Here is an 11614-nt window from a genome sequence, read left to right as displayed (position 1 = left end):
CCCCCCCCCCGCCCCCCCCCCCCCCCCCGCTCGGCGGCGGCGCGGGCGGGGCCGCCGGCTGCGGCGGCCAGCCGCCACCAGCGGCCGGCTGGTGATGCCCGCCGGCGGCGTGCGGCTGCTCATGTCCACCGGAGGCCTGCGCGTAGTCCTGCCCACCGGCTGCGTGCGCATGCCCACCGGCTGCGTGCGCGTGCTCACCGGGATGGCCCGGCGCACCCGCGGCGGTCGGCGCGGCATACGGCGCACCCGAAGGCGCGCTCGCCGCGGCCCCCGCGGGAGCACCCGCCGGCGGCGTCGCGGGAGCACCCGCCGGAGGAACCGGCGGCAGTTGCGCCGTCTCGCCCGCCTGTACGGGAGGCAGCGGCGCGGTCACGTTCTCATCGGGCCGAGGTCCACCGGGCGCGGCCGCACCAGGTGCGGACCCATCGGCGGCGCCCTTGTCGGTCGGTCCCGCGTCGGCGGCGCCTTCCTGCGAAACCGACGGAGGCGCAGGAGGTACGGACGGGGCGGGGGGAACTTCGTTGCCCTCGTTCTCGGTGCTCACAGCTCTACTCCTCGATCCACGGCGTCCGTCAGTATCTTTTCTTCTGGCCGCACTTATGCTCCGCAAGCCTTTCCCACCGGACGTCAGGGCGCCATAAGCCGCACCTGTGTGTCCGTCGCCCATCCTCGGCGGCGGCCGGAACCGGCGCATCCGCTGAGACCCCGTCAGGTCACACGACGTACGCCACGGGTACCCCGCGAAGTGACACCATGTCGCGGTGACTTCCGCACGAACCCCGCAGCCCTCGGGGCGCGATCCCCGCTCGATCCAGGTCGTCGCCCACCGCGGCGCCTCCGACGAAGCCCCCGAGCACACCCTCGCCGCGTACAAAAAGGCGATCGAGGACGGCGCGGACGCGCTGGAATGCGATGTCCGGCTCACGGCCGACGGACACCTCGTGTGTGTGCACGACCGGCGCGTCAACCGTACGTCAAACGGCCGCGGCGCCGTCTCGGCCCTGGAACTCGCCGATCTCGCCGCCCTCGACTTCGGCTCCTGGAAGAACAGAGAGGACGGCCCGGAGTGGGAGGACACCTCCGTCCTCACCCTCGAGCGCCTGCTCGAACTGGTCGCGGACGCGGGCCGCCCCGTGGAGATGGCCATCGAGACCAAGCACCCCACCCGCTGGGCGGGCCAGGTCGAGGAGCGGCTGCTGCTCCTGCTCAAGCGCTTCGGTCTGGACGCGCCCAAGACGCCGGCGGATTCTCCGGTACGGGTGATGAGTTTCTCGGCCCGTTCCCTGCACCGGATCCGGGCGGCCGCCCCGACACTGCCCACGGTGCAGCTGCTGCAGTTCCTCACGCCGCGCACCCGCGACGGCCGGCTGCCCGAAGGGGTACGGATCGCAGGGCCCGGCATCCGGCTCGTCCGCAACAACCCCTCGTACATCGAGAAGCTCCAGCGCGCCGGGCACCAGGTGCACGTATGGACCGTGAACGAGCCGGAGGACGTGGACCTCTGCGTCCGGCTCGGCATCGACGCGATCATCACCAACCGCCCGCGCGCGGTCCTCGAACAGCTCGGCCGGGGCTGAGCGACTTCCGCCGGGGCTGAGCGACTTCGGCCGGGCTGAGCGACTTCCGCCGGAGCCGAGCGGCTTCGGCCGGGGCTCGGCAGCTTCGGCCGGAGCTGCGCACCTGTTGCCGTGCCCCACCCCGGGCACAGCCGTCACTCACGCAGAGTGCACCGGCGCGTTCGGACCGTATCCGTTTGACCCGAGTGCGTCATGAGGCCGTCATAACGGTGTCCCGTATGCGGATTGGCCGGTTTCCGGTCCAGGCCATTGGGGCATCCACACCGTGGCGTGGGGCTAAGGAGGTCTCGGGGGTGGCGTTGGTGGTGGCACAGGAGGTGCCGGCGTCGTCGAGCATGGCCGTACCTCATGGTCCTGCAGGCGTAGGACGAGCAAGACACTGCATGCGTGATCAGCTGCGTATCAGCGGCGTATCCGAAGCGGTGATCGACGATGCCGTCCTGATTCTTTCCGAACTGCTCAGCAATGCCTGCCGGCACGGCAGGCCGCTCGAGGACGCAGCGATGGTGGGCGACGGCAATGTGCGGGCGGCTTGGCGGCTCGACACATCCGGTCGGCTCACGGTCGAGGTGACGGACGGGGGCGGTCCGACCCGCCCGGTTCCGGCCACACCGTCGGTCACGGCGCGCGGCGGGCGAGGGCTCGGCATCATCGCGACGCTGTCCGACGAGTGGGGTGTACGGGACGGCACGGCCGGCGAGGTCACGGTGTGGGTCGTGCTGACGACGGGGCGCCGGCGCGACGACTTCGCTACGCGTGTCACAGGACCGGGCGAGTTGTACGGCGACTTGGGGTGAGGGCGTACCGGAGGCAGCTGTCGCGGCCTTCGGGGACGGGCCTCGTTGTCAGTGGCGGACAGGCCTCGTTGTCAGTGGCGGACAGGCCTCGTTGTCAGTGGGGACGGGCCTCGTTGTCAGTGGCGGACAGGCCTCGTTGTCAGTGGGGACCGATAGCCTCAAAGAGGGCTCGGCCCCCGGGAGGGCGGGGACTGTCCGGGCCACGTCCGCACTGTCCCTGGAGGACGAGGACGGTCCGGGCCACGTTCCGCACTGCCCCCCGGCCCCGTCCCGCAACGGCTAGGCTCACCGCCGTACCGCCCAAGCCGTGACCGGGAGACGCACGATGGCCAAGAAGCGCCCTCAGACGAAGAAGCCGCAGAAGGCGCAGATCACCGACGGAGCCCGCGGCGCAGCCGCTGAGGGTAACTGGCCCGTCGTCGGCGCGCGCGAGCCCTGCCCCTGCAACTCGGGCCGGCGCTACAAGGCCTGTCACGGGCGCGCCGCCGCGCAGGCCGTGACCGAGCTGGTGCACCGCCCCTTCGAGGGCCTGCCCGGTGAGTGCGACTGGGTCGCGCTGCGCGAACTGGTGCCCGCCGCCACGGTGGAGCTCACGCTCAAGGACGGTCTGCCGGAAGGTGTGCCGTCGGTGACGCTCGCGACCGTACTGCCGATGGCGTGGCCGGGTCTGCGCCGCGAGGACGGCTCGGTCCTGATCGGACTGCAGAACGACACCTCGTCCGGTGACCTCAGCCGCGACCTCGCCGACATCCTCACCCAGGCGCTCACCACCGAGCCGGGCAACCCCATCGCCGCCCGCCGCACCTCGGGCGACGGGCCCCGGCTGCAGGAACTCCTGGACCCGAAGGGCCCGTTCGAGCCGGTCGTGCACGAGGGCTTCGAGTTCTGGGTGCCGGACGCGGAGAACGCCAACGCCGAGGTCAGCGCCTCCCTGGAGCGGGCCAACGCCGCCGCGATCCCGACCGTGAAGCTCACGGGCGCGGACGCCGCGTACTGGTGCGAGACCCCGGAGAAGAACCACCTGCGCTGGGTCATGCCGCACCCCGAGGAGAAGCTGCTCGACGCGCTCGCGCGGCTGCACGCGGCCGGCACGTCGAGCCTCGGTGAGAACACGCGCCTGGTGGGCTCGTTCCGTGCGCACGGCCTGATGGTCCCCGTGTGGGATCTGCCGACCGGCATGTCGGCGGCCGATGTCGAGAAGCCCGCCGCCGAGTTCGCCGAGCGCCTCGCCACGGCCCTCGCCGACGAGGCTCCGCTCACCGGCGAGGAGCGCCGCGCCCGTGGCGGTCTCACCAACCGGCAGGTCACGCTGAGCTGACCGGCCGGTCAGTCCGCGACGACTTACTGCGTACGTATCGGGCGATCACCGAGTGATCAGAAATGGCCATTCATGATCACCGAGAGGCACAGGAAAGCCATAGAAAAGGTATGACAACGGTCACAACTCCCGGCCTTCCCAGGTAAATCCCCAGCGGATTGGCCGATACCGGCCGAGATCGAATTTGCGAACCGCAGATCTCTTGTTACCGTTCAAGTAGCCCGGTCGCTGGTGCATCCCCCGTCGCCAGCGACCGGGCCTTTTCATGCCCGCGGCCGGACGGCCGGGCGGCCGGCCGGGAGCCCGCGCTCAACTGCCCGTGGCAGGCGCCGCATTGCTGCCGGAGCGCAGCAGCATCGGACGGTCCTCGCTATGGCTCCGGTCCTCGCTATGGCTCCGGTCCTCACCCTGGCTCCGGTCCTCGCTCCCGTCGGCGTCCGCCGGGGCCGCGAACTCCGCCACCGCCGAGTACGCCGCCTGCTCACCCGCCGTCCGCTCACGCGGCGTCTCGCACGCCCCAGGTTCGTCCCCTTCGTCGACGGCGCAGTGCATCTGCACGGTCCGTCCGTCGGGCCCCATCAGCGTGAGCACCGCACTCAGTTCCTCGCCGGTGGCATTGCGGTAGTACGTACGGGCCCACGTGTCCCCGCCCTGGCTCAGCACACAGGTCTGGGCCTCGACGCCCTCGGGGGAAGCGAGTTCGGGTCCGCACTGCGCCGCGGTCGTCAGGCCGAGCCCGGACAGCAGACCGGAGGTCCGCGCCTGCTTCGCCGGCTGCCCGGCTCTCTCGTCCGTCCCGTCGCCGGGCGCCTCGACAGGTGTGTCCGCCTTCGCCCGCACGTCCCCGTTCTTCGCCGGCCCGTCCTTCGCCGGCACGTCCCTCGCCGGTGAGTCCTTCGCCCGTACGTCTTCGTCGAAGGAGCCCACCGGACCCGCCGCCGCACCCGCGAGCGGCAGCAGGACCGCGAGCAGCACAACGGCGAGGAGCGCGGACATACGTGCTCGCTGCAACGGACCCACCTGTTCAACTGAACGGCACAACAACGGAGGTGAGCCCGAAGATAGCGACGGCCCGGGGCCCTCAGGCCCCGCGCGCGCCCAAGCTGCCTAGAACTCGGGCGCGCTCACACCCGTATGAGTGAGGGTGTCGACCAGAACATCCACCAGGGCCTCGATGTCCGGCAGCCACGGACTGGCCGAACCGGGCAGCGGGGCACGCTCCCAGCGGACCTCTCCCTGGCCGGTCTCCGAGGGCGGCAGGACGACATAGCCGCCGGTGCCGTGGAAGCGGAGCGAACCGGGCACATGGTCCTTGGCGTAGAGCAGTTCGCCGAGGTGGGGCATCGAGTACGGCGCGACGAGCAGCGACCAGCGGTCGGGGGTCGCGACGACCGGGCCGACGCGGACGCCCGCGCGGTCGAGCACGGCGAGGGAGCGGGCCGCCGCGATGGCCGGCAGGCTCACCGCACTGGGGCCCGGGCCGCCTGTCGCCAGGACGACCGGAGCCGTCGGACGGTTGGTCCACCACCAGCGGACCATCCGCTCATCGCTGGTCGCGGCCAGGATGCCGGGGTCGAACGGGTGGGCGCCGGGGGTGGCGCACTCGGGGTCGGGACATGCGCATTGCGGCGATCCCGGCTGCTGCAATCCCACGCCGGGGAGCACCGGCCACTGCCAGGTGCCGGCAAAGGTCAGGGCCGCGCTGATCTGGTCAGGCCTCCCACCGGAGCGCTTCGACAGGAGCCTGCGTCGCCTTCCGAGGATCTCGCGCATGAGCGCTCGTTCCTTTCCGTTGAAAACGCAGAGACACTACCGACACTGCGGGCCGCTTCGGACCACTTCGAACATTGCGGACACGTGCGCCACGCTTGGAGCTCGGACTGAGCTGCGGATGCTCGTACCTGACTGCAGTTGGTCGTTCCGCACTGCAGACGCATCCATTACAACCATGGCGGTGGGTGGCGCGCGCCTGGCGCTTGATGCGCCTTGCCTGCCCTGGTGCTTGTCCCGCTTGCGAACCGCCATGAGCCATACGGCCGGAGCACGGCCTTCGCTCTCTAAGACGTATAGGTCCGTCGTCTGGTTCAGAAACAGCGCCAACTGTGGCTGTTCTTCCCTGAGTACGTACCCGTCCCGCCCGCCGTGCCGTCGAACGCAGCCCAGTCGACATCAATAACGGATTGGTCAGGGCTGTTTTTCGCCAAGTTCCCTTTTTCGTCACAGTTGCCTCGTACATCCCATGGACACCAGGAATCCTCGCAGGACAATGCTGGACATCCCCAGACCAGGGCGTGTAGATGTGGACCTATTGCTGGCGGCGCAGAATGACATGGGGGTTTGCGATGCTATTGAGCAATATGGACCGTCCGGAATACCGGATGCGAACCACGCCATGAACGCCCCTCACCTTCCGAAAGTGGCCGGAATCGATCCCAGCTCTTCTTCGGTTCCCGCCCCCGCACACACCTCGGCGCTCCCTTGCGCCCCGGCGACCGCCACCCCGGCGGTCGTGATCCAGGACCGGCTCGCCGGCTGGGTCTCCGACCTCACCACGCTCCACGAGCTGACCGAGCGGCTGACGCGCACGGCCGTGCTCGAGGACTGCCTGCGCGAACTGCTGCGCGCCGGTGCCGCACTGGTCGGAGCCCGCCGCGGACTCGTCATCCTCGAACCCTCCGACCGGCTCGGCCCCGACACCATGACCGGGCTCGGTCTCGAACGGGCCGATCTCGGACATCTGGAGACCGTGCCGCGCGACGCCACCTCGTACGGGCGGCTGCTCGACGGCTCCGGACCGCTGGGCCCCGGCGAATGCGGGATCGCCCAGCCCGATCTGCTCGCCGAGGAGAACCTCGACCCGCGCCACCGCTCGGTCGCGGACCGGCTCGGCTACGCGGCCAGCTATGCCGTGCCGCTCACCTGCGACACGGCGGGACGGCCGGGAGCGGCGGACCGGCTCGGTGCGGCGGTCTGGCTGTACGACGAGCCGGCCGAGCCCGTGGAGCGCCAGCGCCATCTGATCGGCCTCTACATGCGGTACGCGGGCGAACACCTGGCCCGTCTCGTCGAGCTCGAACGCGCCCGTACGACCATGGCGACCATTGCCGAGGAACTGCTGCCGAGCCGGCTCCCCCGGGTCGCCGGCGTCCAGCTCGCCGCCCGGCACCGCACCGGGCCGCGCGGCGGCGGCGACTGGTTCGACGCGCTGCCGCTGCCGGAGGGCGCGCTCGGGCTCGCGGTCGGATCCGTGACCGGGTCAGGACCAAGTGCGGTCGCGGCGATGGGACGGCTGCGGGCGTCCTTGCGGGCGTATGCCGTGATGGAGGGCGAGGACCCCGTCGCGGTGCTCTCCGATCTCGAGCTGCTGCTGCGCCTCACCGAACCCGCGCGCAGCGCCACCGCGCTCTTCGCGTACTGCGAACCGCGGCGGCGCAAGATCGTGCTCGCCGGGGCCGGGCACTCCCCGCCGCTGATCATCGGCGAGCGGCGCACCGAGTTCGTGGAGACCTCGCTCTCCGCGCCGCTCGGGATGCTGAGCTGCTGGGAGGCGCCGAGCGTGGACCTCTCCCCGGAGCCCGGCGAGACCGTGCTGCTCTATACGGACGGGCTGCTGCACCGCACCGGCGACCCGATGGACCGCGCCTTCGCCCGGCTGCACGCGGCCGCGGCGAGCGTGCCGAAGGCGCTGCGGGACGATCCCGGGGCGATCGCGGACCACGTGCTGCGCACCGTGCTCACGGACGGGCGGGACGTGGGGGCACCTCCCGGTCGAGCGGAGTCGAGACTGGGGGAGGACAGCGATGAGGATGTGGTGGTGTTGGCGGCGCGGTTCGACTGAGCCGGGACAGTCCCCGCCCACCCGGGGGCCGAAGCCCTTTCCAGGCTATCGGCGCCCACTGACAACGCGGCCCACGGAACATCGCGGCCCACTGGCAACGCAGCCCACCGACAACGGCCCACCGAACAACGCGACCCGAAGGACCCTCGGAGCGGAAACGCCGCGAGGGTCCTTTTCGCGTGACTTTGGACATACCTACGTGACTTTGGCCATATCTACAGGCCCCGGAACCCCTTCCGTACGGACATACGATGGACGGTGGTCCCCAGGTCACTACGAGGAGGCATCCGTGGCCGAAGAGCTCACCGACAAGCCCGGCGAAGAAGCAGTCGAAGAGGCAGCCGAGAAGCCCATCAAGCAGCGGAAGAACGGCCTGTACCCGGGCGTGTCCGATGAGCTGGCCGAGAGCATGCGCTCGGGCTGGGCGGACACCGAGCTGACGGATCTGGAGCCGATCGCCCAGGCCGGGCACACCGCCCGCCGCCGCGCCGCCCTGTCCGCCGCCTTCCCGGGCGAGCGTCTGGTGGTCCCCGCGGGCCAGCTCAGGACCCGGTCCAACGACACCGAGTACAGCTTCCGCGCGTCCACCGAGTACGCGTACCTCACGGGCAACCAGACCGAGGACGGCGTCCTCGTGATGGAACCCGTCTCGGGCGCTGAGGGCGGCCACGAGGCGACGCTGTACCTGCTGCCGCGCTCCGACCGCGAGAACGGCGAGTTCTGGCTGGACGGCCAGGGCGAGCTGTGGGTCGGCCGCCGGCACTCGCTGACCGAGGCCGAGAAGCTGTACGGCATCCCCGCATCCGACGTCCGCAAGCTCGCCGACGCGCTCGCCGAGTCCACCGGCCCGACCCGCGTGGTGCGCGGGCACGACGCCGGTATCGAGCAGGCGCTGACCGACAAGGTCACGGCCGAGCGCGACGAGGAGCTGCGGGTCTTCCTGTCCGAGGCACGTCTGGTCAAGGACGCGTTCGAGATCGGTCAGCTGGAGCAGGCCTGCGCGTCCACCGCGCGTGGCTTCGAGGATGTCGTGAAGGTCCTCGACAAGGCCGAGGCGACCTCCGAGCGCTACATCGAGGGCACGTTCTTCCTGCGCGCCCGCGTCGAGGGCAACGACATCGGCTACGGCTCGATCTGCGCTGCCGGCCCGCACGCCACGACCCTTCACTGGGTGCGCAACAACGGCGAGGTCCGCTCCGGCGACCTGCTCCTCCTCGACGCCGGCGTGGAGACCAACGAGCTCTACACCGCGGACGTGACCCGCACGCTGCCGATCAACGGCCGCTACAGCGAGCTCCAGAAGAAGATCTACGACGCGGTGTACGAGGCCCAGGAGGCCGGTATCGCCGCGGTCAAGCCGGGCGCCGCCTACCGCGACTTCCACGACGCCGCCCAGCGCGTGCTCGCCGAGAAGCTCGTCGAGTGGGGCCTCCTGGAGGGCTCGGTCGAGCGCGTCCTGGAGCTCGGCCTCCAGCGCCGCTTCACCCTGCACGGCACCGGTCACATGCTCGGCATGGACGTCCACGACTGCGCGGCCGCACGCCGTGAGGCGTACGTGGACTGCACCCTTGAGCCGGGCATGTGCCTGACGGTCGGGCCGGGGCTGTACTTCCAGGCCGGCGGCCTGGCGGTGCCCGAGGAGTACCGCGGCATCGGCGGGGGGGCGGGCCGTTGGTGGGGGTGGGGGGGGGGGCCCCGGGCCCCCCCCCCCCCTCACGCATGTCTCAGCCGACCGCGGCCGCGCGCCGGTAGCGGCCGGGCGCGATGCCGCGGGCCCGCGTGAAGGCGCGTGAGAAGGCGAACTCCGAGGTGTAGCCGACCTGTTCGGCGATCCGGCCGACCCGCTCGTCGGTATCACGCAGCAGCCGGGCAGCCACGTCGATACGGAGCCGGGCGAGATACGCGAGGGGCGCGACCCCGACCAGCTCCTTGAAGCGCCGCGCGAACACGGGGCGGGACATCGTCACGTCCCTGGCCAGGGACTCCACCGTCCACGGGCGGTGCGGCGCCTGGTGGAGCAGCGAGAGCGCGGCGCTGATACGCGGATCGCGCAGGGCGAGCAGCCAGGAGCGCTGACCGGCGTCGGGCGTGGTGTCGGCGCGTTCCAGCCAGGCGCGGACCACCTGCACGAAGAGCACGTCGGTGAGCCGGGCCGCGACCGCACGGGCGCCCGGCCGCTGCCGGGTCGTCTCGGCCACCAACAGGCGGATGATCCCCTGCAGTTCGGGGTCGGCGCTCATCCCGGGGATGTGGATCACCGGGGGCAGCGCGGCGAGTACGGGGTGGTGGGTGACATCGCCGGCGTAACCGAACTTTCCGCAGATGACATGGGCCGCCGGGCCTTCGCCGCCGAGGTCCACGATCCCGTCCCGCGGCGGGTGGGCCGCTTCGAGTGCGGCGTACGGGAGGGCCTGCGCGTCGGGGGCGCCGGCGAGCTCGTGCGGGGTGCCGTGGGGCAGCAACAGGACGTCCCCGGTGACCAGCTGGCGCGGTGGCGAGCCGTCGACGCGCAGCCAGCAGGCGCCCTCGGCGATCACATGGAAACCGGCCGCGTCCAGCCGGTCGAGCCCGCAGCCCCAGTCGCCGCCGCGAGAGCGCAACTGAGCGAGCAGGACACCGTCGAGCCCGGTGGTGGCCAGCACATCCGCTAGTACGTCCACGCCTTACCTCACTCTCGCCAGATCGAGACGTCCAGACAAAACACAGATCGTTTCTGTCATGGAACGTCTCTTTGGTGTGCTCATAGAGTCATGTCAACAAGCAACGCACCTTACTGCACAGGGAGTTCGGAGCATGAGCAAGGTTTGGTTCGTCACCGGTTCGTCGCGTGGTTTCGGCCGCCAGTTCGTCGAGGCCGCGCTGGAGCGCGGGGACAAGGTGGCCGCGACCGCGCGTGACGCCTCGGCGCTGGGAGATCTGGTCGGAAAGTACGGTGACAGGGTGCTGGCACTCGCTCTCGACGTCACGGACAGGGAAGCGGTGTTCGCGACCGTACGGGAGGCACGGGAGCACTTCGGGCGGCTCGATGTCGTGGTCAACAACGCGGGGTACGGGCTGTTCGGCACCGTCCAGGAACTCACCGAACGGCAGTTGCGCGACCAGTTCGAGGTGAACCTCTTCGGAGCCGCCTGGGTCACCCAGGCCGTGCTGCCGTATCTGCGGGAGCAGGGCAGCGGGCACATCGTGCAGATCTCCTCTACGGGCGGGCTGATCGGCTGGCCGGTGGTCGGCGGGTACAACGCGTCCAAGTTCGCGCTCGAAGGGCTCAGCGAGGCGCTCGCCCAGGAGGTCGCGCACTTCGGCATCAAGGTGACGCTGGTCGAGCCGGGTGCCTACGCCACCGACTGGGGTGGCGCATCCGCGGTCCAGGCCGAGGCCGACCCTGGCTATGACGTCGTACGCGAGGGCCTTGCCGCGTTCATGGCCACGCTCGACTTCGGCGATCCGGCGGCCGCGGGTGCCGCACTGCTCGAGGTCGTCGACGCGGAGAACCCGCCGCTGCGGGTGTTCTTCGGCACGCAGGGCGGTGAGCTGCTGCCCGCGGTGTACGAGGAGCGGCTGACGACTTGGGCCGAGTGGCATGAGGTCGCGGTGCAGGCACAAGGCTAGGGTCCCCTCCATGGCTGACACCTGGGCCGACCAGGCCGAACGCATCGGCGCCGACCTGCACTTGGAGCTCGAGGGCGGCGGCAGCCGGCGGGCGGCGCTGATCCGTGCGCTGCGCGCCTCCGTGGCCGAGGGACGGCTGCGGCCGGGGCAGCGGCTGCCGCCGTACCGGTCGCTCGCCGCGGATCTGGGGCTGACGCGGAACACCGTCGCGAGCGCGTACGCCGAGCTGGTCGCCGAAGGGTGGCTGACGGCGCGGCAGGGGTCGGGGACGCGGGTGGCGGCGCGGTCGGCTTCCACGGCGCGTTCAGGGTCCACCGCGCGTACGGGCTCCACCGCGCGTACGGGCTCCACCGCGCGTACGGGGTCCACCGCGCGTACTGGTTCCCCTGTGCAGGCGCCGGTGGGCCCGGCGGCGCGGGCGGGGGGGGCCGTGGTGGGGGGCGGTCCCCGGCCGGGGAAGGCCGGCGCGGCGGCG

The 11614-nt window shown here is 71.2% G+C and carries 10 protein-coding genes and 1 pseudogene; 7 read left to right on the top strand and 4 right to left on the bottom strand.

Translation table 11 applies throughout. The features are described 5' to 3' along the window. Positions 1-544: pseudogene (locus JAO81_RS42560) on the bottom strand (hypothetical protein); the annotation flags it as partial. A 217-nt stretch (positions 545-761) separates the two neighbouring features. Here JAO81_RS42560 and JAO81_RS18955 point away from each other — a divergent pair. The 3 genes from JAO81_RS18955 to JAO81_RS18945 all read left to right on the top strand — a co-directional run bounded on the left by JAO81_RS18955 (position 762) and on the right by JAO81_RS18945 (position 3692). Further along, complete coding sequence (locus JAO81_RS18955; protein ID WP_199549055.1) at positions 762-1577, top strand: glycerophosphodiester phosphodiesterase; 816 nt, start codon at positions 762-764, stop codon at positions 1575-1577. A 218-nt stretch (positions 1578-1795) separates the two neighbouring features. Next, positions 1796-2374, top strand: coding sequence for an ATP-binding protein (locus JAO81_RS18950; protein WP_199549054.1), 579 nt, complete (start codon positions 1796-1798; stop codon positions 2372-2374). 325 nt (positions 2375-2699) lie between these two features. Continuing rightward, on the top strand, positions 2700-3692 hold the full coding sequence (locus tag JAO81_RS18945; RefSeq protein ID WP_199549053.1) for a DUF5926 family protein: 993 nt from the start codon (positions 2700-2702) through the stop codon (positions 3690-3692). Between the two features lie 309 nt (positions 3693-4001). Here the strand turns inward: JAO81_RS18945 and JAO81_RS18940 are convergent, their stop codons facing one another. After that, positions 4002-4688 (bottom strand): hypothetical protein, encoded by a 687-nt coding sequence (locus tag JAO81_RS18940; RefSeq protein ID WP_199549072.1) that lies wholly within the window; start codon positions 4686-4688, stop codon positions 4002-4004. Between the two features lie 111 nt (positions 4689-4799). Then, positions 4800-5465, bottom strand: a complete 666-nt coding sequence (locus JAO81_RS18935) for a bifunctional DNA primase/polymerase (protein ID WP_199549052.1) — start codon at positions 5463-5465, stop codon at positions 4800-4802. A 493-nt stretch (positions 5466-5958) separates the two neighbouring features. On the opposite strand from JAO81_RS18935, the gene JAO81_RS18930 reads away from it, so the two are divergent. Further along, entirely contained in the window at positions 5959-7530 is a 1572-nt protein-coding gene (locus JAO81_RS18930) for a PP2C family protein-serine/threonine phosphatase (RefSeq protein WP_199549051.1), read from the top strand. A 289-nt stretch (positions 7531-7819) separates the two neighbouring features. Beyond that, entirely contained in the window at positions 7820-9313 is a 1494-nt protein-coding gene (locus JAO81_RS18925; RefSeq protein WP_199549050.1) for an aminopeptidase P family protein, read from the top strand. Here the strand turns inward: JAO81_RS18925 and JAO81_RS43700 are convergent. Beyond that, complete coding sequence (locus JAO81_RS43700; RefSeq protein WP_199549049.1) at positions 9255-10190, bottom strand: AraC family transcriptional regulator; 936 nt, start codon at positions 10188-10190, stop codon at positions 9255-9257. The two genes, JAO81_RS18925 and JAO81_RS43700, sit on opposite strands and share 59 nt — an antisense overlap. Before the next feature lie 133 nt (positions 10191-10323). Between JAO81_RS43700 and JAO81_RS18915 the strand changes: the two genes are divergently transcribed. Both JAO81_RS18915 and JAO81_RS42555 read left to right on the top strand, forming a co-directional pair. Then, entirely contained in the window at positions 10324-11139 is an 816-nt protein-coding gene (locus JAO81_RS18915; protein ID WP_199549048.1) for an SDR family oxidoreductase, read from the top strand. A gap of 10 nt (positions 11140-11149) precedes the next feature. Further along, on the top strand, positions 11150-11614 hold a 465-nt coding region (locus JAO81_RS42555; protein ID WP_233415575.1), incomplete at its 3' end, for a GntR family transcriptional regulator.

It is taken from the genome of Streptomyces sp. N35 (assembly GCF_016464295.1).
Lineage (GTDB): Bacteria > Actinomycetota > Actinomycetes > Streptomycetales > Streptomycetaceae > Streptomyces.
Note: the sequence above shows the minus strand (reverse complement) of the source record. Positions and strands in the feature narration are given on the sequence as shown.

Bases quoted from the DNA above. Each gene is read 5' to 3' on its own strand.
- JAO81_RS18950 (WP_199549054.1), top strand. From the start codon at position 1,796: ATGCGGATTGGCCGGTTTCCGGTCCAGGCCATTGGGGCATCCACACCG.
- JAO81_RS18945 (WP_199549053.1), top strand. From the start codon at position 2,700: ATGGCCAAGAAGCGCCCTCAGACGAAGAAGCCGCAGAAGGCGCAGATC.
- JAO81_RS18940 (WP_199549072.1), bottom strand. From the start codon at position 4,688: ATGTCCGCGCTCCTCGCCGTTGTGCTGCTCGCGGTCCTGCTGCCGCTC.
- JAO81_RS18935 (WP_199549052.1), bottom strand. From the start codon at position 5,465: ATGCGCGAGATCCTCGGAAGGCGACGCAGGCTCCTGTCGAAGCGCTCC.
- JAO81_RS18930 (WP_199549051.1), top strand. From the start codon at position 5,959: ATGCTGGACATCCCCAGACCAGGGCGTGTAGATGTGGACCTATTGCTG.
- JAO81_RS18915 (WP_199549048.1), top strand. From the start codon at position 10,324: ATGAGCAAGGTTTGGTTCGTCACCGGTTCGTCGCGTGGTTTCGGCCGC.